Annotated in this window: 21 protein-coding genes; 14 read left to right on the forward strand and 7 right to left on the reverse strand. The window is 38.7% G+C overall.

The annotated features are described in order from the left end of the window. Positions 1 to 38: 38 nt before the first annotated feature. From F564_RS0108410 to F564_RS0108440, 7 genes are all read right to left on the reverse strand, one after another. Positions 39 to 1,028, reverse strand: a complete 990-nt coding sequence (locus F564_RS0108410; protein WP_028122249.1) for an aspartate-semialdehyde dehydrogenase — start codon at positions 1,026 to 1,028, stop codon at positions 39 to 41. Between the two features lie 78 nt (positions 1,029 to 1,106). Continuing rightward, positions 1,107 to 1,538, reverse strand: a complete 432-nt coding sequence (locus tag F564_RS0108415; RefSeq protein ID WP_028122250.1) for a hypothetical protein — start codon at positions 1,536 to 1,538, stop codon at positions 1,107 to 1,109. A gap of 79 nt (positions 1,539 to 1,617) precedes the next feature. After that, positions 1,618 to 4,344, reverse strand: a complete 2,727-nt coding sequence (locus tag F564_RS0108420; protein ID WP_028122251.1) for a TonB-dependent receptor — start codon at positions 4,342 to 4,344, stop codon at positions 1,618 to 1,620. Positions 4,345 to 4,404: 60 nt separating this feature from the next. Next, positions 4,405 to 5,268 (reverse strand): carboxylating nicotinate-nucleotide diphosphorylase, encoded by an 864-nt coding sequence (gene nadC / locus F564_RS0108425; RefSeq protein WP_028122252.1) that lies wholly within the window; start codon positions 5,266 to 5,268, stop codon positions 4,405 to 4,407. An 89-nt stretch (positions 5,269 to 5,357) separates the two neighbouring features. After that, on the reverse strand, positions 5,358 to 6,410 hold the full coding sequence (locus tag F564_RS18955) for a PDDEXK nuclease domain-containing protein (RefSeq protein WP_228373883.1): 1,053 nt from the start codon (positions 6,408 to 6,410) through the stop codon (positions 5,358 to 5,360). 7 nt (positions 6,411 to 6,417) lie between these two features. After that, the gene (gene nadB / locus F564_RS0108435; protein ID WP_028122253.1) at positions 6,418 to 8,013 is read right to left on the reverse strand and encodes an L-aspartate oxidase; all 1,596 of its coding nucleotides are present in this window, start codon (positions 8,011 to 8,013) and stop codon (positions 6,418 to 6,420) included. A gap of 52 nt (positions 8,014 to 8,065) precedes the next feature. Continuing rightward, a complete protein-coding gene (locus F564_RS0108440) occupies positions 8,066 to 8,692 on the reverse strand; it encodes an NAD(P)H-dependent oxidoreductase (protein ID WP_028122254.1) in 627 nt (208 codons plus the stop codon). 331 nt (positions 8,693 to 9,023) lie between these two features. Here F564_RS0108440 and mraZ point away from each other — a divergent pair, with 331 nt between their 5' ends. The 14 genes from mraZ (at position 9,024) to ftsA (ending at position 24,315) form a co-directional block, all read left to right on the forward strand. Beyond that, on the forward strand, positions 9,024 to 9,500 hold the full coding sequence (mraZ, locus tag F564_RS0108445; RefSeq protein WP_028122255.1) for a division/cell wall cluster transcriptional repressor MraZ: 477 nt from the start codon (positions 9,024 to 9,026) through the stop codon (positions 9,498 to 9,500). Between the two features lie 65 nt (positions 9,501 to 9,565). Further along, positions 9,566 to 10,459 carry a 16S rRNA (cytosine(1402)-N(4))-methyltransferase RsmH gene (gene rsmH / locus F564_RS0108450; protein WP_028122256.1) on the forward strand — a complete coding sequence of 298 codons (894 nt, stop codon included), beginning with the start codon at positions 9,566 to 9,568 and terminating at the stop codon, positions 10,457 to 10,459. A 78-nt stretch (positions 10,460 to 10,537) separates the two neighbouring features. Then, the gene (locus F564_RS0108455) at positions 10,538 to 10,900 is read left to right on the forward strand and encodes an FtsL-like putative cell division protein (RefSeq protein ID WP_028122257.1); all 363 of its coding nucleotides are present in this window, start codon (positions 10,538 to 10,540) and stop codon (positions 10,898 to 10,900) included. Further along, entirely contained in the window at positions 10,884 to 12,878 is a 1,995-nt protein-coding gene (locus tag F564_RS0108460) for a penicillin-binding transpeptidase domain-containing protein (RefSeq protein WP_028122258.1), read from the forward strand. The genes F564_RS0108455 and F564_RS0108460 overlap by 17 nt, the downstream gene beginning before the upstream one ends. 27 nt (positions 12,879 to 12,905) lie before the next feature. Then, positions 12,906 to 14,366 carry a UDP-N-acetylmuramoyl-L-alanyl-D-glutamate--2,6-diaminopimelate ligase gene (locus F564_RS0108465; RefSeq protein ID WP_028122259.1) on the forward strand — a complete coding sequence of 487 codons (1,461 nt, stop codon included), beginning with the start codon at positions 12,906 to 12,908 and terminating at the stop codon, positions 14,364 to 14,366. Between the two features lie 6 nt (positions 14,367 to 14,372). Next, complete coding sequence (gene mraY, locus F564_RS0108470) at positions 14,373 to 15,614, forward strand: phospho-N-acetylmuramoyl-pentapeptide-transferase (RefSeq protein WP_028122260.1); 1,242 nt, start codon at positions 14,373 to 14,375, stop codon at positions 15,612 to 15,614. Positions 15,615 to 15,695: 81 nt separating this feature from the next. Further along, a complete protein-coding gene (gene murD / locus F564_RS0108475; RefSeq protein WP_028122261.1) occupies positions 15,696 to 17,045 on the forward strand; it encodes a UDP-N-acetylmuramoyl-L-alanine--D-glutamate ligase in 1,350 nt (449 codons plus the stop codon). Between the two features lie 10 nt (positions 17,046 to 17,055). Then, entirely contained in the window at positions 17,056 to 18,288 is a 1,233-nt protein-coding gene (locus F564_RS0108480) for an FtsW/RodA/SpoVE family cell cycle protein (protein ID WP_028122262.1), read from the forward strand. Continuing rightward, positions 18,289 to 19,398: an undecaprenyldiphospho-muramoylpentapeptide beta-N-acetylglucosaminyltransferase gene (murG, locus tag F564_RS0108485; RefSeq protein ID WP_028122263.1), complete on the forward strand. Its 1,110-nt coding sequence runs from the start codon at positions 18,289 to 18,291 to the stop codon at positions 19,396 to 19,398. Positions 19,399 to 19,407: 9 nt separating this feature from the next. Next, positions 19,408 to 19,878, forward strand: a complete 471-nt coding sequence (locus tag F564_RS0108490) for a hypothetical protein (RefSeq protein WP_154656831.1) — start codon at positions 19,408 to 19,410, stop codon at positions 19,876 to 19,878. Then, positions 19,875 to 21,248 (forward strand): UDP-N-acetylmuramate--L-alanine ligase, encoded by a 1,374-nt coding sequence (gene murC / locus F564_RS0108495; protein WP_028122265.1) that lies wholly within the window; start codon positions 19,875 to 19,877, stop codon positions 21,246 to 21,248. The genes F564_RS0108490 and murC overlap by 4 nt, the downstream gene beginning before the upstream one ends. Beyond that, positions 21,248 to 21,775 (forward strand): hypothetical protein, encoded by a 528-nt coding sequence (locus F564_RS0108500; protein WP_028122266.1) that lies wholly within the window; start codon positions 21,248 to 21,250, stop codon positions 21,773 to 21,775. Before murC ends, F564_RS0108500 begins: the two co-directional genes overlap by 1 nt. A 40-nt stretch (positions 21,776 to 21,815) precedes the next feature. Beyond that, entirely contained in the window at positions 21,816 to 22,808 is a 993-nt protein-coding gene (locus F564_RS0108505; RefSeq protein WP_028122267.1) for a cell division protein FtsQ/DivIB, read from the forward strand. Between the two features lie 115 nt (positions 22,809 to 22,923). Beyond that, the gene (gene ftsA / locus F564_RS0108510) at positions 22,924 to 24,315 is read left to right on the forward strand and encodes a cell division protein FtsA (protein ID WP_028122268.1); all 1,392 of its coding nucleotides are present in this window, start codon (positions 22,924 to 22,926) and stop codon (positions 24,313 to 24,315) included. Positions 24,316 to 24,346 lie beyond the last annotated feature (31 nt).

Consider the following 24,346-nt stretch of genomic DNA (forward strand, 5'->3'; position numbering starts at 1 on the left):
TCTTCGAGGTTTTCGAAGATTCTTTGATTTTTGTTAGTTTATACTAAGTTGTTTGCTACCAGATATTCTGCGATCTGAACTGCATTGGTAGCAGCGCCCTTTCGCAGATTGTCTGCCACGATCCAGAGGTTGAGCGTTTTCGGTTGGGAGAGATCTCGTCTGATTCTTCCTACAAACACGTCGTCTTTCCCTTCGGAGTGCAAAGGCATTGGGTAGTGGTTGTTTTTTACATCGTCCTGAAGTGTTACGCCAGGTGTTTCGGAAAGAATTTTTCTGACTTCATCCAGATCAAATTCATTTTCGAATTCGATATTCACGCTTTCACTATGTCCACCTTGTACGGGAACTCTTACAGCTGTTGCTGTCAGATTGAAAGTGTCATCGCCCATAATTTTCTTAGGCTCTTTCATCAATTTGATTTCCTCCTTTGTGTAATCATCATCCGAGAAAACATCACAATGCGGCAAAGCATTTTTGAAGATTTGATAAGGATAAACTTTCTCAGGACTTTCGCCTTTGATTTCAGAATTTAATTGATCTACAGCTGCTTTACCGGTTCCGGTTACGGATTGATAAGTAGAAACGACCACTCTTTTGATGTCGTATTTAATATTCAAAGGGTGAAGAACCATTACCAATTGAATTGTTGAACAATTGGGATTGGCGATGATTTTGTCTTCCTTAGTCAAAATATTGGCATTGATTTCTGGAACGACTAATTTCTTAGTAGGATCCATTCTCCAGGCTGAAGAATTGTCGATAACAACTGTTCCGACCTCAGCAAATTTAGGGGCAAATTCCAATGAAGTATCGCCACCAGCAGAAAAGATGGCGATCTCGGGTTTGGCTGCAATAGCGTCGTCCATGCTAACGATAGTGAATTCCTTGTCCTTAAACTTGACCTTGTTGCCAACAGATCTCTCTGATGCCACGGGAATTAATTCGGTAATCGGAAGATTTCTCTCTTCCAGAACTCTCAGCATAACTTGTCCAACCATTCCGGTTGCGCCTACTACAGCTACTTTCATTTTTTATAATTGATTAATGATTAATGATAATCGATAAGTTTGTGTTTTATTAAATCAAATATTTTCGATTTTAATGACTTAAGCGCCGAAAACTCTTGCCCAAGGGAAAGCGAACACGAAAAGAGCGATTGCTACCAATCCTAAAGACATTAGGCGTATTGTTAATTTGTCATCGGTTTTTAACTTCTTGTTGACGATGGTCATGAGCACTGCTGCGATCAGCATAGAGAAAGGGTGCTCTACATAGGTAAACCTAAGATCTGCATTTTTCATCACTGAGGCCATATCCAGACCTTTTGTAATGTTGGTGATCAACATTGTGATGCCTATCAAAAACTGAACGTGAAAGAAGATCATTGTAAACAATGTGACTTTACGTAAAGCCTTTGTAATGTTACCGCTGTAGGTAAACATTGTTACCAGCAAAAGGATTAAAAATGCAGCTACCAAAGCTAGTTCCAGATAAGCGAAACCTTTGTGAGCGTTCAAAAGAATGTTGTAAACTTCCATATTCAGATTTTTGAATGACAAAGATAAAAAAATCCCGACAGATAGCCGGGATTTTGTGGTTTATAAAATCTAAATGTTTTTAGAAGTTGAAAGATAATGTGGCCGCCCATGTTCTACCGTATCCGAAGTAGACTTGGTTGGAAGTATCCAATCCTTTATAAAAATTAGAAGAATTATTGATGTACGCATCATATTTTTGCTGCGCTGTTGTGGTAACACCTCCTGCCGTTGTAGTTGTAAAATCAGTCAATTGTTTTACGTGGTTATTGGTATTAGATTCCGCAATATACACTTTGTTCAAAATGTTGTAAACGTTACCTCTTAGCGTAAAGAACTGTTTAGGGTTATTCAATTTGATTTTAAAAGTTAAACCAAGATCTACTAATCCGAAAGTAGGCAGTTCCAATGAACCTAATTTCTGGGCCGCTTCCGTTTGGAAGTTAATAGGATTGATGTTTGCGTACAATCTGCTCACAGCTCTGTATGTTCCATCAAAAGAGATCCAATCTGTAGGTTTGATAACAATACCTCCGGCCAATGTTCTGTGTGCTGATCCTCCTACTTTTACTTTGTCCAGGTACAATGTTGTGTTGGCGCTTGCCGCACCTGGTGTATTAATAGGCTGGTTGCTCTCGTCAAATGTATTACTTGTAGCATTTCCTTTGTAGAAATAGTCTCCTAAAGAAGCCATTGCTGTAAATGACAAATACTTATTGACAGTTGCCATTGCTTCTAATTCGATACCTTGGTGGATTTCTTCTACACCTTGGATGTTAGCATATGCATTGGTGATGATGTCATTTGTCGTTGCTGGGTTACCATCTAAATCAATCTGTAAACCACCTCTTCTGATAAATCGATCTTTCCAAGATGTTCTGTAAATGTTAACATTGGCTGTCAAGAAAGAAGCTCTAAAACCGTATCCAGCTTCCAGACCAAATATTTTCTCGTTGGTTAGATTTGGATTTAAGTAGTTTTTGTTATTAGGATAAACTGCATTTAAGAATGGTTGTTTGGAGTAGTATCCACTGTTTACAAATACGTTGTGCTGATCATCGATGTTGTAATTGATCCCACCTTTAACATTGTATCCGAAAATATCTTTGAATCCTGTTTTGGTATTAAGTGCTGGGTTGGACGCTGTAGGCTGAGCCGTAATCACTGTATTGTTTACAGTATAGTTGGTTCCTGCAATTTGCCCATTTAATAATGTTCTGCCATCTAAGATAAAATGATCTATTCTCTGGAAACTTTGGTTCGAAATGGCACCCTGTACATAAGCGGATAGTTTGTCATTAGAATATTCTAATTGTCCAAAACCGCCATACCACAATACTTCGCCATCGTTGTTATAAGCAACCATGTCACTTTCGTTATTTAATTTTCCACCGAAAGGGTTCCAGTTTGGTTTTGGATCAAACGAATTGGTGATCACCCTTGGCGAAGGTGTGAAAACGTTTGTTGCAGAAGTCGTGTTAAAATTTTGGTTGGTTATATCTTTGTAGCCATTTGCACCATAGAAATCAGAAACAACCTGATAGTGATAGCCGTAATAGTAACGGTCATCTGTACCAATGGTAAAGTTCAAATGATCATTAATCTTATGATTAAAACTAATGATTGTTCCAAACCAGTTGTGTGAGTTGATGGAAGATCTTCTTACCAATGTGTTTCTTGCTCCAGCCGTGTTTGCGTTTATTCCTGCATTAGCTGCAAACAGACCGTCAAAATTGATGAGGCCATCTGCTGTTCTTGGGAAAGCATTAAGATTGCTATAAGTCGTATTACCCACTTTTACAGTGCCTAGGTCTCCTGTACCACCACCTCTACCAAAAGATGCATAGAACACAGAGTTCAACTTAGATTTTTCACTCATTTTCCAATCCCAGTTTAAGGACATTACTGGCTTGTGGTAATAGTTAACCCTGTTCGAAAATTCCTCTCCATTTCTATAACCCCAATCAGAATTATATTTGATGTTAGGTGTTCCGTCTTTATCAGTATTGTTTAAAACAGAATTTGCAATTGAAATATAACTTGATCTCTGGTTGTGCCATTGTGGTGCCCCAGTAATGGTAAATTGGAAATCGTGCTTACCGCCTGGTTTTTGATAACCTAATGCAAAATAGTAGTTGTATCCTTCGAATTCAGTTCCATTCGCATACATAGATCCGGCAGTTCTGCTGAGTAAGAATGAAGATGCCCATCCTTTTTCAGATTTGCCACTATTGTAAGCAAAAAGAGATTTGTGGTAGTCATCATTACCAACACCCACAGATACTACAGCGCCTTGTTTTTTGTCGGCAGCTCTTGTCAGAATATTAACCGTGCCTCCTACAGATGCAATGGCAAGCTTGGAAGAACCCAAACCTCTTTGTACCTGCATAGAAGAAGTGACGTCAGAAAGTCCAAGCCAGTTACTCCAATAAACAGCACCGTTCTCCATATCGTTTACAGGCATACCATTCACCATTACAGCGATGTTTTCCTGTTCAAAACCACGGATTTTCATTTTTGAATCTCCAAAACCACCACCTGCTTTTGTGGCATAAACTGAAGGTGTTGTATTAAGGATCTCAGGGAATTCTTGATTCCCAAGTCTTTCTTGAATCTGTGCTTCTTTGATCGTAGAAACTGCAACAGGCGTTTTTCTGTCTTTTGCGATGTCAGCAACGCCGGTCAAAACGACTTCATCGATATTTGTGTCTTTGCTAAGTGTATCTTGAGTAGATTGTGCGAAGTAAAAACTTGCTGTACTCATCGTCAGCATAAGGACTAATGCCGGTTTTTTCGATAACATTTTCATTTCTTTAAGATTTATGCCGCAAAAGTCTTAAAAAAATCAATAGGTTCTGTTAATATAGTGTTAAATTTTTAAAGCCTTGAGACTCAGGTCGATATTGCTCGAAGAGTGGGTTAATGCGCCTGCTGAGATAAAATCTACACCGGTTTTTGCCACCGAATTTAACATATCACGGGTGATTCCGCCAGAAGCTTCTGTTTCTGATGTTCCATTGACGAGTTTTACGGCTTCGGTCATCATTTCCACTGGCATATTATCAAACATGATTCTGTCAGCACCGGATTTTACGGCTTCCTTTACTTCTTCCAGATTTCTGGTTTCGACTTCTATCTTAAGTTTCAGTTTGTTTTTTTTGACATAATCTTTTGCCATTTTTACGGCAGTAGTGATGCTTCCATTATAATCTACATGGTTGTCCTTTAGCATGATCATATCATAAAGTCCGTATCTGTGATTGGTTCCGCCGCCAATTGCAACAGCCCATTTTTCGCAAACCCGGAAATTAGGCGTGGTTTTTCGGGTGTCGAGAAGTTTTGTTTTGGTTCCTAGTAATCGCGAGTCCCAATCGTGAGTCATCGTGGCAATGCCGCTCATTCGCTGCATGCAATTAAGAACTAATCTTTCTGTTGATAAAATAGATCTTGCTTTTCCGGTAACGATAAAGGCGATGTCTCCTTTTTTTGCAGATTCTCCATCTTTAATGAAAGTTTCAACCGTAAGATTCTTATCAAAAGTTTTGAAGATGATTTCCGCCAATTCCACTCCCGCAAGGATGCAATTTTCTTTAACTAATAAATGTGCTTTCTGCTCCAGATCTTTCGGGATTGTGGAAAGTGTAGAATGGTCGCCACCTTGGATATCTTCTTCCAAAGCAGTTTGTATGAATTCTTTCAGGATTTTATCGCTTGCGTATTTTGGTCTTTTCATTTTGTGTTGCTATTTTTATTAAGTTCATTTTCAATTTCTTCGATGCTTGGCAGGGAAAATTTATAGTTATCGGGTAAAATTTTTCTTAATTAATAGGAAGAGATTCCCAAAGGTTTGTGCAAATCTGTCAAAGAATATTCTGCAATGATGTCATCTTTCGTTTTACAAATAATCAATCCAACTGTAGCATTGTCATTTTCGTCACGCAATTGCTTATCAACAGAGGTTACGTAAAAATTGAGTTTTCCTGCGTGTTCTGGTTCGAACTCTCCCGATTTCAGTTCGATGACAACGTATCTTTTTAATTTAATATGATAGAAAAGTAAATCTAAGAAAAAACTTTGGTTCCCGACTTTCATTTCTACCTGTTTTCCAACGAATACAAAACCATTTCCCAGCTCAATTAAGAATTTCTGAATATGATCAATCAAAGCATTTTCCAGTTCCCGCTCTTTGAAGTTTTCACTTATATTAAGAAAATCAAAAATATAAGGGTCTTTCAAAGTTTGTTTTACGAGTTCGCTATCGTAGTCAGGAAGGGTTTTAGAAAAATTGGTAATTGCTTTTCCTTGGGATTGGTAGAGGTTTCTAGAAATCATATTCAAAAGAACCGCTCTGCTCCAACCGTTTTCTATGGTTTTATTAATGTAAAATAACGCTTCTGAGACATTTTTACATTTTGTGAAAATCTGAATATGATGACCCCGAGGAATTAAAAAAAGTTTCTGAGGGAATTCGTTACCAACTTGGTGTCGATTTGTGTTATTTTCGATTTTTTCTAATCCTCCACCAACTTGGTGGAGATTTGAGTTATCATCAATTTTGAATTCGCCAACAAGTTGTTGGCTTTTTGTAATGTTTTGATTATAAAATAAATAGAATGATTTTATATATTTTATATTGGATAATGAAAAGCCTTTTATCTCAGGGAATTCAGTCAGCAGGTCATTACTTAATTGTTTCAGGAATCCCGAACCGTAAGTATTCTCAAAACTCCTTTCAGAGATTTCCTTTCCCAAATCCCAATACATCTCTATCAAAGCAGAATTCACCTGAATGGCCGCTTTGATTTGACTCTGCTGGATTTTCTGTTTCAAATCTGAAATCCAACGGAAGTATTGTTCATTGTTCTCTCTAAGCATATTTCAATTACTCATTAATCAAAAGCGGTTTCGTAGCCAAGTCCTTATTATAAAACGCACCTTTATTCTCTTTCATTTCCAAAGATTGCTTGATAATCAAATAAGACACATTCACAAGATTCCTTAATTCCGAAAGTTGTGGCGAAAGGATGGAGTAATTGTAAAGTTCTGTCACAGCTTCGTAGATTTCGCGCTGTTTTTTCTTGGCCAATTCTAATCTTGCATTGCTTCTTACGATGGCAACCAAATCGCTCATCATCTCCTGAAGTTGCTTTCTGAGGTATGTTACGAGAACCATTTCGTCCATCATTTTCATTCCCTCTTCATTCCATTCCGGAACTGCTTTCAAATCATCAAAATTGAAATCATTTTCTTTCAAAAGTTCCACCGTTTTCATCGCCGCGTTGTGACCGAAAACCAAACCTTCTAATAAGGAATTGGATGCCAAACGATTCGCGCCATGAAGTCCGGAATTGGTGCATTCTCCCACCGCAAAAAGATTTTTGATAGATGATTGTCCTTCTTTATCAGTATCAATTCCGCCCATTAGGTAATGACAAGCCGGAACCACGGGAATCAATTCTTTCATTGGATCAATGCCTTCATCCAAACATTTTTGGTAGATATTTGGAAAATGGTGAATGAATTTTTCTTTATCCATCGCTCGGCAATCCAAACCAACGTAATCGTCTCCAGATATTTTCAATTCATTGTCAATTCCTCTTGCAACGATGTCGCGGGAAGCCAATTCCTCTCGTTCATCATATTTTTGCATAAAAGGTTTTCCGGATTTCGTTCTCAATTTTGCACCGTCGCCACGAACGGCTTCGGAAATCAAAAACAACATTCCGTCACGTTTGGAGTACATCGCTGTTGGATGAAATTGATAATACTGCATATTGGAAACCTTGCCGTGTGCTCTGTGAACAAAGGCAATTCCGTCGCCGGTTGCAATGATTGGATTGGTCGTGTTTTTATAAACGTGGCCCGCGCCTCCGGTTGCAACCAAAGTGATTTTTGCAGTGATTTTTTTTATTTTTTTATTTTTTTCGTCAAGAACGTAAGCGCCGTAACAGTCCAGGTTTTCTTTATCGAATTTTTTCTCTGGCACGTGGTGTTGCGTAATCAAATCGATGACGTAATGATGCGCCAACATTTCGATATTCGGGGAGTTGTTGACGGTTTCCAGTAGTGCTCTTTCAATTTCGAAACCAGTGATGTCTTTGTGATGCACGATTCGGTTTTCTGTGTGTCCACCTTCTCTGCCAAGTGAATACTGGCCTTTTTCCTGATCGAATTTTGCACCCCATTCCACAATTTCATTGAATCTAAGTGGCGCTTCTTCCACAACCGTTCTCACGATTTCTGGGTCATTGATGTAATCGCCGGCCCTCAAAGTGTCGTCTATATGTTTTTGAAAATTATCTTTGGAAAAATCCGTGACAACGGCCAATCCGCCTTGCGCATATTTGGTATTGCTTTCGTCCTCGTTTCCTTTGGTGACGATAATGATCTTTGTTTCTGGCAACTGTTCAGAGATTTTGATGGCATAGGAAAGCCCTGAGATTCCGGAACCGATGACGAGAACGTCTGTTTTTATCATAAATAAGAATTAATAATCCTCGGTGTAATTGAGGAAATTCAAAAGAATAAAGTTAAAAGAATTTGATGAACTTATCCGCAGGTTTTCTCACTTTTTTGAAATTCTGAAAACGATCATCTTCCGCTCTGTAGCCCAAGGCCAAAACTACGGCAATTTTTTCACTGGCTTTATCTATTTGCAAAACGTCTTCAATGATTTCTGGTCTAAAGCCTTCCATTGGGCAAGTGTCAATATTTTCCTGGGCGGCAGCCATTATTAAGGAACCAAGAACAATGTAGCTCTGTTTTTCTGACCAACTTTCCAGCTCTTTCTGGGTTTGAGTTTCCAGAAGCGAATTGATATTATTCCGAAAAGAAGAAAGCTGTTCCAGAGTGACGCCGCGTTCATTAATGATATGACTGAAATAATTATCAACATATTCCTTATTTATATGAGTCTTAGAAACCAACGCAATCAGATGCGAACAAGTGGATATTTGCGAAGAATTATAGAATCCTGGGACTAGTTTCTGAATCGTTTCCGGATTTTCGACCACCAAAAGATGATAAGGCTGTAGTCCCAAAGCGCTTACAGATAGCCGTCCAGCTTCCAGTATAGGGTGGAGTTTTTCTGAAGGGATTTTTTTCCCATCAAATTTTTTTACAGAATACCGCCAGTTAAGAGCTTTCAAATAAGTCATAGGTAGAAATTAATGTTTTTAATAGTCATACGCGATGACTTTATATCCAACGGTATTTTCGTTTTTAAAGTACCATGATTTCCTATAACAAATATAAGAAATTGAATTTTGCTTTAGAATGATTTTAAATAATCAAGGTTTTGAAACGTATTTTTTTAAACCTCTCAAAGAAAAGCCCTTATGGTAAAGGATTTTTTAATAATTCTATTTAATTGATTTCAAATCAAATCATTAGCCAAGAATGCTTTGAAACCAAAAAGTTATAAACATTAAGTACAATTGTGGGAGAAAGTGGTAAAATGTGGTAGAAATTTATATAAATTTGCTCCAAATGAAAAACTTCATTGGAACATACGAGTGCAGAATAGATGACAAAGGGCGCATCAAACTGCCTGCTTCGCTTACGAAGCAGATGGAACATTTTGCAGATCAGCCATTTATCATCAAGCGTTCGGTGTTCCAAAAGTGTCTGGAGGTTTATCCAATGGCACCGTGGGACAGATTGATGGCAAAAATCAATGCACTCAACCGTTTTGTGAAGAAAAATGCGGATTTCATCAGGATGTTTACTGCGGGAGTGAAAACCGTGGAGATGGATAGTGTCGGCCGTTTGCAGATCAGCAAAGATCTAACGCAATTTGCTAATCTCAACAAAGAAATCGTTATCACAAGTGCTGGCGAATTGTTTGAGATTTGGGACAAAGAATCTTATGAACAGGTCATTGCGGTAAGTGAAATTGATTTTGCAAACCTTGCAGAAGACGTCATGGGGAATTTGGAATCTGAGGGTTCTAAAAACCAAGAATAAAGAACCAAAATAAGAGCCGTCAAAATATCATTTATCACTCATTATTTATCAATTTAAAAAAAAATATGTATCATAATCCTGTCTTGCTGAAACAAAGTGTAGATGGTCTGGTAACCGATCCGGACGGAATCTATGTGGACTGCACTTTCGGGGGTGGAGGACATTCCAAAGAAATCCTGAGCAGACTTTCTGAGAAAGGAAAGTTGTATGCTTTCGATCAGGATCTTGATGCCTTGAAGAATACGATTGACGATCCAAGATTTACTTTGATCAACCAGAATTTTAGGTTTTTAGAGAATTCATTGCTTGCTTACGGCGTGACTGGAGTAGATGGGGTTTTGGCAGATTTAGGCGTTTCTTCTCATCAGTTTGATGAGGCAGAACGTGGTTTTTCTATCAGAAGCAATGCACCGCTTGATATGAGAATGAATGTGATGCAAGGTCTTGATGCCAAGAAAGTCATCAATGAATATGAGGAGGAAGATCTCGCCAATGTATTGTACAATTACGGAGAGCTGAGAGAGTCCAGAAAGTTGGCTAGAGAGATTGTTCATCACAGAAAGATCAAAAAGATCAATACAACAGATGAGCTGAAAGCGCTTTTCAGTTATATCCCGGCTTTCAAACAGAATAAATTCTTTGCGCAGATTTTTCAGGCAATCAGAATTGAGGTGAATCAGGAATTGGAGGTTTTGAAAGAATTATTAGTGCAGTCTTACAAAGTTTTGAAACCCGAAGGCAGATTGGTAGTGATTTCTTACCATTCTCTGGAAGACAGATTGGTAAAAAGATTTTTGAAAAACGGAATGTTTGAAGGTGAACCGCCGAGAGATATTTACGGGAATTACAAAAAAACCTTTGAATTATTAAAGACGAAAGCGATCATCCCGGATGACAAAGAAATAGAAGAAAACTCACGCGCCAGAAGCGCAAAAATGAGAATAGGAACGAAGATATAAATGATAAATGATAATTGATGAGCGATTAAAAGTCATCCCATTATCATTTGTCAATCATCATTTATCAATTATAATATTGTGGCAAAATTAACTCAAAACAAGCAGAAGAGACTCACTTTTATGGACATCATAAAGGGGAATTTTCTTAACCGTGATGAGGTAAGAGCACATTACAAATATTTCCTCTTCATCTTCGGATTGCTGTTGGTAATGATTTATACCAATCACCACGTAAATACCAAGATAGAAACGGTCAACAAGCTGAAAGAAGAAACAGAAGAGTACAAATCCAGAAATGCTTACGCACAAAGCAGACTGATAAAAATAAGAATGGAGTCCGAGTTGGGGAAAGAAATGGTTCAGGATTCTCTGGTCAGTTTGGACAGTCATCCACTCAAATTATTGATAAAACTAGACAGTACAAATGAGAAGTCAGAATAACGATTACGAAAAGAAACGGTCCAACGCACTCAAGTGGGGCTACCTTTTTGTGTTGGGTGCCTTTGTTTTGTTTGTGATCTTTTTAACGAGAATTTTAATTCTTCAAAACACCAATGTTCAGGAGTTTGAGGACAATTATATCAGTAAGAACTACCGTGAAGCGACTTTGAAAGCTGCCCGCGGAAATCTGTATGCGTCAGACGGCTCTATCTTGGCGACGACGGTGATGCGTTATGACGTTTATCTGGATTTCAAATCAATGAGAGACACCATTTATTCTAATAATGTCACAGCATTAACGGATTCTCTCAGTAAAATGTTTGACAAGCCGAGAAGCTATTTCCGCGCAAAGTTGGACGCTCAGAATAAAAAAAATAATCAATATTACCTTTTGGCAAAAGGGCTCGACTTTGATGAATATGACAGGATCAGAAACTTTCCGATTTTTATTAAAGGTAAGAATAAGGGCGGTTTCATCGTAGAAAGAAATTTCCACAGAGAACTTGCAACAGTACAGATTGGTGCGGGAACCATCGGCGCAGATAACGGCGAGTCAAAATCCGGACTGGAAGGCGCTTTCAGCAAATTCTTAACAGGAATTGATGGGAAAAGATTGGAGCAAAGAATCAATTCATCTCAATGGAAACCCATTGATTACTGGAAAGTTCAAGAACCTGTTGATGGTCAGGATGTTTACACGACTTTGGATCTTAGAATTCAGGATATCGCACACACCGCTTTGGAAAATCAGCTGATCAAATTTGATGCAGACCACGGAAGTGTCGTAGTGATGGAAGTTGCTACCGGAAAGGTAAAAGCGATGGTCAACCTCAGAAGAACAGAACCAGGAATTTATGCAGATGCTTACAACTACACCGTAAAAGATGCCCAGGAACCAGGATCAACCTTCAAAACGGTTTCGCTTTTAGCGGCAATGGATGATGGCTTTATTGATGAAAATACAAAAGTCAACATTGGCAACGGCGTCTGGAATTACGCAGGACAAAGGATCACAGATGGTCACGGCGGCGGAACTTATGATGTAAGTGATGTTTTGGCAAAATCAAGTAACGTAGGTGCGGCTAAATTAGTAACAACACATTACGCCGACAAACCGGAAGTTTTTATCGATCATTTGAAAAGGTGGAAAATGTTTGATAAGATGCAGATAGAATTACCAGGCATTGCAAAACCATCCATCCAGACACCACAAAGTAAAAGATGGAACAAAGCTACCTTGGCATCGCTGTCTTATGGCTATTCTTCTAGTTTTCCATTGTTGCAGCTGGTGACTTTTTATAACGGCATTGCCAACAAAGGTAAAATGGTAAAACCTCTTTTCATTGATAAAATAATGAAAGACGGGAACGTCTTGTATGAGGCAAAACCGGACGTAATGGTGAAAAAAATGGCGTCTGACAAAGCGATACAAATGATGACCAGCGCCTTGACCAAAGCGGTTGAGAAAGGAACAGCAAAAAGTATCTATACACCGAATCTGAAAATAGCAGGAAAAACAGGAACAGCAAGAATTTTATACTGGCTGCCAGGACCAATGCGCTATCAGGCTTCTTTCGCAGGATTCTATCCTGCAGATAATCCGAAATACACGTGCTTCGTTGTGGTAAATCAGCCAGACACGTCAAAGGGATTTTATGGAGGTTCGGTTTCAGCACCGGTTTTCAAAGAGATTGCGGGAAAAACGTTCCTGAAAACACCGTTGAATGTCGAAAAAGAAATGCTGGTGGAGCACAAAGTCAACCTCAACAAAATGGTGGAACCGAATGTGAAGCTGAATGTCAGGAAAGACTCGATGCCAAATGTGGTAGGGATGATTGGTAAAAATATTATTCCGCAATTGGAAAATATGGGTTACAGAGTAGATTACAAAGGTGTGGGTAAAATCAAAGGGCAGTTTCCTGCGCAAGGTGCTTACATTGGCAAGAATCAGAGAATATATCTGGAACTTCAGAATTAAATAATGAGAGCGAAAGCTTATTGAGATATGATTTTAAAAGAATTATTACAAAGAATCCAAGTTTTGGAAACAGTCGGAACTCTTGAAGTCGAAGTGTCCGAATTGGTTTTTGACAGCAGAAAAGTTGTTGAAGATTCTTTGTATGTGGCGTTGAAAGGAACTGTTTCAGACGGACATTCTTACATCACTTCCTCCATCGAAAAAGGTGCGAAAGTGATTGTTTGTGAAGATTGGCCATCAGACATTAATGATGAGGTGACTTATATTAAAGTGGAGAATTCTTCAAAAGCATTAGGGCATTTGGCTTCTAATTTTTACGGAAATCCTTCAAAGAAATTGAAACTGATCGGCGTTACAGGAACCAACGGAAAAACAACGGTAACGACTTTGCTGTTTGATATTTTCAAAACGTTGGGCTATCAATCGGCTTTGATTTCGACTGTTGAATACAGAATTGGAGACGAAATTATCCCTTCAACGCATACAACGCCGGATGTCATTCGTCTTAATCAAATGTTGGCAAAAGCGGTACAAATCGGTTGTGAATACGCTTTTATGGAAGTCAGTTCTCACGGGATTTATCAGGATAGAATTGAAGGATTGCACTTCAAAGTGGCTGGTTTTACGAATATCACGCACGACCATTTGGATTATCACAAGACTTTCCAGAATTATATCTACGCAAAGAAAAGATTCTTCGATGAGCTGGAAGATTCTGCGATTGCCATCACCAATGCTGATGACAAAAACGGCTCGGTAATGCTCCAAAATACCAAAGCTAAAAAGAAAACTTTTGCTTTGAAAACAATGGCAGATTTCCACGGGAAAGTGCTGGAAGTGGACTTCAACGGCATGTTGTTGAATTTTAATAATAAAGAATTCTGGACAACTTTGACAGGGAAATTCAACGCTTCGAATCTACTTTTAGCGTACGGAATCGCTCTGGAATTAGGAATGAAGGAAGATGAGGTTTTGCAGGCGATTTCTGTTCTTCAACGCGTGAATGGACGTTTCGAAACGATAAAATCAAGTGGTGGAATTTTCTTCGTTGTTGATTATTCTCACACGCCAGATGCTTTGGAAAATGTGCTGGACAGCATCAATGAAATCAGAACCAAAAACGAAAGACTGATCTGTGTTTTCGGTTGTGGCGGCGACAGAGACAAAACCAAACGTCCGGAAATGGGTGACATTGCGACTAAGAAATCGACTTTGGCAATCATCACTTCGGACAATCCAAGAACGGAAGATCCGGCTCAGATTATTAAAGAAATAGAAGCGGGAATCCAGCCTCAGAATTTCAGCAAATACACTTCAATTCCCGACAGAAGAGAAGCGATAAAAATGGCCATCAAGTTTGCTGAGCCAAAAGATATCGTCGTGGTTGCTGGAAAAGGGCACGAAACGTATCAAGAAATAGGTGGGGTGAAACATCATTTTGATGACAAAGAGACGATTAGAGAACTATTACAATTAATGGGAAAATAGAAAAATATGCTATATTATCTATACGAATATTTAACCGCTCACGGGATCCACGTTCCAGGGATGAACTTGTTCAAGTACATTTCGTTCCGCGCGGCGATGGCAGTTTTGTTTTCGCTGATCATTGCGATGGCTTACGGGAAAAAGATCATCAATTACCTCAGAAAAAAACAAATGGGAGAATTGGTGAGAGACCTTGGTCTGGAAGGACAAAAGCAGAAAGAAGGAACGCCAACAATGGGAGGTTTGATTATCATTCTGGCGACCATCATTCCGGTTTTGCTGTTTACAAGGATCACCAACGTTTACATCGTTCTTTTGATTATTTCGGTTTTATGGATGGGCGCGATTGGTTTTCTTGATGATTATTTGAAGAAAGTTAAAAAAAATAAAGACGGACTTAGTGGAAAATTCAAAGTCATTGGGCAAGTTGGTTTAGGCTTAATTGTCGGCGTTACAATGTATTTTCACCCGGATATTGAGGTGAAGCGAAAGTATGCAGACTCAACCGTTGTGAACAGAAACAATGTGGAGCAGAACTTTATGAATGAAGAAAAAATACCAGTTTCTACAGTGCCTTTCACCAAAAATAACGAGTTCGATTACAGCGGAATTCTTTTTTGGATGGACGATGCAAAAGCGCACGAGTGGGCTTGGGTTGTTTTCATTCCGATAGTCATTTTCATTGTGACAGCAGTTTCAAACGGCGCCAATATCGCTGACGGCATCGATGGTCTGGCAGCCGGAACCAGTGTTGTGATATTATTGACTTTGGCATTTTTTGCCTACGTCTCTGGGAATATTATTTTCGCTGATTATCTCAACATTATGTTCCTACCCCATATGGGCGAGACGACTATTTTTGCCCTCGCTTTGGTGGGTGCTGTGATTGGGTTTTTCTGGTACAACACTTATCCGGCGCAGGTTTTTATGGGCGATACAGGAAGTCTGATGTTGGGAGGTGTGATTGCGGTTTTGGCAATTATCCTGAGAAAAGAATTATTGATCCCCGTTTTGTGCGGCGTTTTTCTGATAGAACTTTTATCTGTCATTCTACAGGTTTGGGTCTTCAAATACAGAAAGAAAAAATATGGGTTGGAATACGCCCAGAACAATAGATTATTCAAGATGTCACCGCTACATCACCATTATCAGAAAGAAGGTTTCCACGAAAGTAAAATCGTAAACCGAATGATCATTTTAGGTGTTATGCTGGCCATTATTTGCTTAATCACTTTAAAAACTAGATAACTATAAATTAAACAATTGAGAAATTAAGGAATTAAGAAATTACAAAATCTTTTAATCTTTAAATCTCTTAATCAATTACAAATGAGAGTAGTAATACTTGGTGGCGGAGAAAGCGGTGTAGGCGCAGCATATTTGGCAAAGGCCAAAGGTTTTGACGTGTTCCTTTCTGATATGGGAACGATCCGTGAGAATTACAAAAAAGAGCTGGACGAACTTGGAATCGATTATGAGGACGGACGACATTCTGAAGAAAAAATCCTGAATGCCGACTGGATCATCAAAAGCCCCGGAATTCCGAAAAAAGCCGAAATGATTTTGAAGATTCAGGAAAAAGGAATCAGATTGTCTTCTGAGATCGAATTTGCTTCTGAGTTTACAGATGCAAAAATCATTGCCATCACTGGTAGCAACGGTAAAACCACTACCACGTCTTTGATTTATTATATTCTTAAAGAAGACGGTTTCAATGTCGGATTGGGAGGGAACATCGGAAAGAGCTTTGCTAAGCAGGTGGCTGAAGAGAAATTTGACTACTATGTTTTGGAAGTCAGCAGTTTCCAATTGGATGATATTCAGAATTTCAGACCACATATTTCTTTGTTGCTGAATTTGTCTAAAGATCATCTGGATCAGTACAATTATAATTATAAAGAATATGCTTTGGCGAAATTCAGAATTGCTGAGAATCAGGAAGCAAACAACTTTTTCATCTATAATAAAGACGATGAGATGAGCAAGTCGCTACTAGGAAAATTGGACCTGAAAGTCACCAAAGTACCTTTCTCTTTATCAGAAAAAGTGGAAATAGGGGCTTATTCCATCGATGAGAATTTTGTCGTAAACATCAATGGTGGCTTCACCATGAATATGGATGAACTGTCTTTGCTTGGAAAACATAATGTAGCCAACAGCTTAGCCGCAAGTATCGCAGGTAAATTATTGGAAATCAGCAATCAAAGCATTAGGAATTCATTGATGACCTTCCAGGCTGTAGAACACAGATTGGAATCAGTTGCTGAAATCAATGGGGTAAAATTTATTAATGACAGCAAAGCAACCAACGTGAACGCCACTTATTTCGCTTTGGAAAGTATGAAACAACCTGTCGTTTGGATTGTTGGCGGAAAAGACAAAGGAAATGATTACACCGAGATCGAGGATCTTGTCAAGAAAAAAGTAAAAGCAATTGTTTGCCTGGGTATTGATAACCAGAAAATTATTGATTTTTTCAAAGGAAAAAAAACCCAGATTTATGACACTTCCAGTATGCAACAGGCAGTAGAAATTTCCAAATCGGTTGCAGAAAAAGGAGATGTCGTTTTGTTGTCGCCTTGTTGCGCAAGTTTTGATCTCTTCAATGGTTATGAAGACCGTGGAAATCAATTCAAAAATGAAGTATTAAAAAGCGAACAGCCAATGGCAATTAGCTAATTGAAATAAAATGGAACAAACTACAGATAACAAATTCGAACTGCTGAAAGGTGACAAAGTCCTTTGGTCGGTGATCATTTTGATCTCCCTGCTTTCGGTATTTCCGGTTTATTCCGCAAGTTCGAATCTGGAATATATTGTGAACAACGGGACTACAACAGGCCACGTTTTAAAGCATATTATTTTCGTATTTATTGGTTTGGGAATTATGCGATTTGTAGGCACAGTGAAGTACGAATACATCGGAAAACTGAGTTCTATTTTGCTTTTGATCACGATAGGTCTATTGCTGATCACGATGTTCACGGGACAAAAGATAGAAGGCGCCAGTGCATCACGTTGGCTCAAGATCCCTGGAACACCGATCTCTTTTCAGCCTTCGTCATTCGCTTATTTGATGCTGATGATTTATCTCTGCAGATATTTGACCAAGAAGATCAAAAGAGAAAGATTACCTATTGAGAACATCCTGTACATCTTCGGACCTATTTTGATTGTCTTCGGATTGGTAGCAAAGGATAACGGATCTACAGCTTTGATGATTCTGATGGTTTCCATCGCCATCTTGATTGTTGGCCAGTTGGCTTGGCAGTATGTAGCCGGATTTATCTCCTTGTCAGTAGTTTTTGTGGTGATGTTTTTGTTGGTCGCGCTCAACACCAATATGATTGGTGGGAACCGTGTTCACACTTGGATGAGCCGTATCGAAACCTTTACCAGTTCCAAGAAAAATGCAGATGTGGAGGACGAGAGCATCAAGGCCAAAAATTATCAGGTGATGCAAGCCAAAGCGGCTATTGTTCACGGTGGGTTTAACGGGATTGGCCCTGGTAAAAGTGCTTTGAAGCAGACTTTACCACAGTCGGTTTCGGATTTTATTTTCGCCATTATTGTTGAAGAATATGGCTGGATGGGTGCTTTTGTTTTGATTAGCCTTTATATGATAATGATCATACGTATCGTCATGATTGCCAGTAAAATGCCGGCGTTCTTCGGATCGCTGCTCGTGTTGGCGATTGGATTGATGATATTTATTCAGTTAACGGTCAATATTGCAGTGGCAGTCAACCTGATTCCGGTTACTGGTCAGCCTTTACCACTGATTAGTTATGGAGGAACATCGATGTTGGTGACCTACATTCAGTTGGGAATTATTTTGAATGTCAGTTCCAGAATTCAGGTATATGACGAAGAAGGTTTAGGAAAAAGACAAAGTTTAGAAGAAATAAATGATATCGCGTAAATGAGCCAAAAACTGAAAATATTATTGAGCGGCGGCGGAACAGGTGGACACATCTTTCCGGCAGTTGCGATTGCTCAGGAGATCCAAAAAAGATGTCCTGACGCAGCGTTTTTGTTCATTGGTGCCAACGGAAAAATGGAAATGGAAAAAGTACCTCAAGCCGGCTTCAAAATCGAAGGATTGAACATCGCCGGATTTGACAGAGGTAGTCTTCTGAAGAATATTGGACTTCCTTTCAAAATCATTTCCAGTTTGATAAAAGCTAAAAGAATCATCAAAAATTTCAAACCGGATTTTGCTGTTGGAACGGGTGGTTTTGCAAGTGGACCAGCATTGTACATCGCTGCGAAAATGGGAATCCCAACTTTTATTCAGGAACAGAACTCTTTGCCGGGGAAGACCAACGTCTTCAATGCGAAAAAGGCAAAAGCAGTTTTTACGGCTTATCCTGATATGGAGCAGTTTTTCCCAGGAACAAAAACTTATTTCTTAGGGAATCCAATCCGTCAGAATATCATCACAGATTTGATTGATAAAGATTTGGCTAAGGAAAAATTAGGCTTAGATAAAAATAAATTAACGATTCTCTCCGTCGGTGGTTCACTCGGTTCCAGAACTTTGAACAACGGCTGGAAAGATAATTTAGATCAATTAAAAGAAAAAGGTTATCAGTTAATCTGGCAAACTGGAAAGTTGGATTATAATGATTTGAAGGATAATGAATCAATTATCAATGATCAATCATCAATTATGTTGAAGGAATTCATCTCCGATATGGCTTTGGTTTATTCGGCCGCGGATGTCATTGTTTCCCGAGCGGGCGCGATTGCGATTTCAGAATTGGCAGTTGCTAAGAAACCGGTGTTGCTGGTTCCGTTTCCGTTTGCCGCAGAAGACCATCAGACCAAAAATGCTTTGACCTTGGTTGAGAAAAATGCAGCAAGAATGGTCAAAGATTCTGAAATGAAAGATAAATTTTGGAACACGCTTTCAGAAATCTGTGAAAGTGAAAATTTAAGAAAAGAAATGTCAACAAATCTTGAGTTTTTTGCAAAGCCAAAAGCAGCGGAAGGAATTGTAGATGAGATTTTTAAAGTGATCAAGAAATAATACAAACTGATGATGAAAAAACTATTCTGGTTAATGTCTTTAATGTTTTTTTGGAGTTGTGCGCCAAAATATTTTGTGCCACTTCCAAAGAAGAATGCATCAAAAGAAAGAATTGATAAAGCTAAATCTTTTGCCGATTCTTTTTTTGATAAGTGTAATAAGAAAGACTATTCTGAAATTAATGGATTTGTGATGGATGTAAACACGAAGAAGTTTTATTTTTCGCCAGAGAAGATAGAAATAGAATGTAAAAAAATTAATGATAAATATGGAAATGTGTTTGTGAGCGAATTTTTTGATGCCACAACATTAGTAAGACCAACAGACTATTATGACTATTTTATTTTCAAAACAAAACTGGAAAAATCAGATAGTATCAAGTATGTTAGTGTCGGATTTTATAGAGATAAAGATATTATTGGTGGGTTGAAATTGTCCTCAAATGCCTATCCAAAAATAATTAAAAGAAAGAAAAAATGAGCATCTTAAATAAATACCAAAACTTCTATTTCATCGGCATCGGTGGAATTGGAATGAGCGCCTTAGCGAGGTTTTTTCACGCCAACGGCAAGAATGTTTTGGGCTATGATAAAACGCCAACAAAACTGACGGTTCAGCTTGGTTTTGAAGGGATTGATATTTCGTTTGAAGATGTGATTGATGAAAAAATCGTGGCGTTCGACCAAGAATCGACGTTGGTGATTTACACGCCTGCCATCAAAAAATTAGCGATTTTGGATTATTTCGCCAGCGAAAGTTTTGAGATTTTGAAAAGGGCAAAAGTTCTGGGTTTGATTACCGAAAATACAGATTGTATCGCCGTTGCGGGAACGCACGGGAAAACGACGACTTCAACTTTGATTGCCCATTTGTGTAAAGAAGCGAATCTGCCTTCTTCTGCATTTTTGGGCGGAATTTCTGAGAATTTCAAATCAAATTTTGATTACAACGGAAACCGGTTTTCTGTGGTAGAAGCGGATGAATATGACAGGAGTTTCCTGAATCTTTCCCCAGATTGGGCGGTGGTAACATCTATTGATGCGGATCATTTGGATATTTATGGTGACAGACTTCAGATAGAAGATGGTTTCCGTCAGTTTGCGGCTTTGGTTCCCAATGACAATCAGTTGTTTGTGAGAAAAGGTATTGCGATTGGAAGAGAACATTTGACTTATGCGGTGAACGAGGAAGCGGATTATTACTCCGATAACCTGAGAATGGACCACGACAAAATCTACTTTGATTTCCATACACCAACGGAAGAAATCAATGATTTTGTTTGGGATGTTCCAGGAATTCACAATGTGGAAAACGCAACGGTTGCTTTGGCGATTTTGAGCAATTTGGGTGTGGATTTTGAAACTTTGAAGATAGCCATCGCCAGTTTCAAAGGCATCAAGAGAAGATATACGAAACATATTTTCGATAACGGAAAGATTTATATTGATGATTACGCACATCATCCAACAGAGCTGAACGCGGTCATTGGTTCCATCAAAACCTTTTATCCGACCAAGAAATTGTTGGTGGTTTTCCAACCGCATTTGTTCAGCAGAACGCGAGATTTTGCAGAAGATTTTGCAAGAAGTCTGGAGAAGGCTGATGACCTTTTGCTTTTGGATATTTATCCAGCAAGAGAACTTCAGGAAAATTTTGAAGGCATTACCTCTGCGTGGTTATCGGAGAAAATTGAGATTGAAAACCAGAAAGTCTGCACATTGCAGGAGACTTTTGAATTCATCAAAGAAAAGGAATTTGACATTCTTTTGACAGTCGGAGCCGGAAACATCGATACGCTTTATGACGGCATTGTGGAATGGCTTCCAAATATTGAAAAGGTGAGTATCTGATGAGATTAAAGCTTTCCATATTAATCAGCATTTTGGTCTTCGGTTTTGCTTTTTCGCAGTCGAAAGAAGTGTTGAGGGTAGTGGAAAATATTAATCAATATTCAGAAGCAATTGATAAAGACCCAAAGGTCATTGAATATAAATTTGAAGTAAAAGGAAAGGACAAAACAATCCTTTATCAATACTCAAAAAAGGGAAACGAAATTGTGAAGATTTCCCGAGAATGGAACGAAGATAAAGATAATTATACGGACACGTTCACAGATTATTTTTTATTAAAAGATGGACAAAGAGTTTATGCGACGCAAAATATAGTTTATACAAATAAGTCAGATGCGGAAGATATGGGCGGATGGAGTTGTACTTTTTGGATTAATAAAAATAAGGTCATCAATCTGACATCTCACGGGCACGGAAAAACGGAATCTGATGAATGGGATTATGAATTGGAATTGAAGGACAACTTCAATTATATGCTGAAAACGGTAAAGGAATTTGATAATAACCGATTGGCGAAAATAAAATAATTAAAGAAGAACTTAGCGCTCCTAGCGTTAAAAAAATAGTATGAAAAACAAGTGGAGAATATTGAAGATACTCGTGACAGTGGTCCTTTTTGGATTTCTGCTCAGTTTCTCATTGAAGCGTTTCAATGACGCCAAGATGGAGAATGTGTCTATCAATATGAACCAGGGCAAAACGCCGGTTTATTTTGTGGATGAGAAAGACATCAAAGAATTGGTGAAACAATACAATCCGACAAGAAAAATTGGAGACATCAATATCCCGGAATTGGAGAAGAAAATCAATCTGATTCCTTTCGTGGACAGCGCCAATGTTTATTTGAATTTGAATGGAAACCTGAATGTTGACATCAAACAAAGAGTTCCAGCTTTCAGGTTGAACAAGGACGGAAAAGACTTCTACGTCGATAAAAAAGGCGTTGAGTTTCCGATTTCAAAAAACTTCTCACTACCAAGTATGTTGGTGATGGGCGATGTGAAACCTTCGGAATATGAAGCGTTAGGAGATTTAATAGAGAAGATTGACAAAGATGATTTCAGCAAAAAGTATTTCATCGGCATCACAAAAGAAAAGGAGGATTATAATCTTTTAACCAGCGATGGAAATTACAAAGTTGAAATTGGTGACCTTGATAATATTGATTTGAAAGTAAGAGGTTTCAAAACCTTTGTCGAGAAATATCTGGTGGACCAGAATACGCAGAAGTATAAGAAAATTTCATTGAAATATGATAATCAGATTGTCACCACGCTGAATCCTTATTTCAAAGAAAATGACAGCATTCTTAGAAATGCACCAAAAATTGAGACTAAAAAAGCGGAGGAAACGCTGACTCATAATTTGGCTTCAACGCCGGTAAAGAAGGTGGTCAAGGAAAAGAAACCTGAACCGAAAAAAGAGCTTAAGAAAGCAGAACCCAAAAAAGGGACTACAAAAGCAAAGAAAACAGAAGCACAGAAAGTTTCTACCAAGAAAAAAGAAACCACTTCCAAAACAAGTGATAAAAAGAAAAAAGCAAAAGTAGTAGTTGAATAAATAGGTATAAAGTCTGTAATGAGTTTTACGTCTTTGCGAACTTAAAAGCATTGCGAAAATCAAAAAAAACTTTGCGGACTTTGCGTTAAAAATAAAAAATCAAATCGAACATATAATGGAAAATCAAGAGTATTCAGTAGGTCTGGACATTGGGACAACAAAAATTGTCGCAATTGTCGGAAGACGAAACGCTCACGGGAAAATTGAAATTCTGGGCGTTGGAAAAGCAAAAAGTTTAGGCGTCCACAAAGGAATTGTCAATAATATTTCCCAAACCATCAACTCCATCAAGTCCGCTGTTGCAGAAGCACAGTCCAGCGCTGGTGTTCCTATTCATAAGGTAACGGTTGGTATTGCAGGCAAACATATCCGTTCGCTTCAGCACTCGGATTATATTATGAGAGACCATCCGGACCAGTACATTACGGAGGAGGATATCGAAAAACTAAAAGATCAGGTGAAGAAGTTGGTGATGCTTCCTGGTGAAGAGATCATCCACGTTTTACCTCAGGATTATAAAGTAGATTCCGAAGGCGAGATCCAAGAACCAGTCGGGATGCACGGCAAAAGATTGGAGGCCAATTTCCACGTTGTCGTAGGACAGATGGGTTCTATCAGAAACATTGCAAGATGCGTACGCGAAGCTGGTCTGGAGATGGAAGCCTTAACGCTGGAACCCTTGGCGTCATCTGAAGCGGTTCTTACAAAAGAAGAAAAAGAAGCGGGCGTTGCCATCGTCGATATCGGTGGTGGAACGACGGATATTGCGATCTTCAAAGACAACATCATCCGTCATACCTGTGTGATCCCGTACGGCGGCGGGATTATCACCGATGATATCAAGGAAGGATGCTCTATCATAGAGAAACACGCAGAACAGTTAAAGGTGAAATTCGGGTCGTCTGTTCCAGAGCTGGAAAAAGACAGTACTTACGTAACGATTCCAGGATTGCACGGTCGTCCGGACAAAGAGATTTCGTTGAAGGTTTTGGCTCAGATCATCAATGCAAGAGTTGAAGAAATTCTTGAAATGGTGAATACCGAATTGAAAGCTTACGGCGCATTCGAACAAAAGAAAAAACTGATTGCAGGAATCGTTTTGACAGGTGGTGGTTCCAATTTGAGAAATCTTCGCCAGTTAGCCAACTATACCACAGGTTTTGATAGCAGAATTGGTTTTGCTAATGAATATGTGGCAAACGATAAAAACCAATATCTGAAAGGTCCAGAATTTGCCACTTCCATCGGTTTATTAATGGAAAGTTTGAAAATCAGAGACAAGAAAATCGTGGTCACAGAGGAAGAGATCATGGAAGAATTGAAACCTCAGATCGAAAATGCCATTCAGAATCAGGTGCCTGCGCAGGAGATTCAAACGCCTCAGATCAGCCACAACCAAATGGAAGAGATGGCAAGGCATAAAGAAGAGGTCAAGAGAAACAGACCCACTTTCGGACAATCGATCCTGGACAAAGTGAAAAAATTCTTTGAAGAAGTAGAAGAGTAAAAAACATAAATGATAATTGATAAACGATGAA

Origin of the sequence: Epilithonimonas tenax DSM 16811, from assembly GCF_000428485.1 — a bacterium.
Lineage (GTDB): Bacteria > Bacteroidota > Bacteroidia > Flavobacteriales > Weeksellaceae > Epilithonimonas > Epilithonimonas tenax.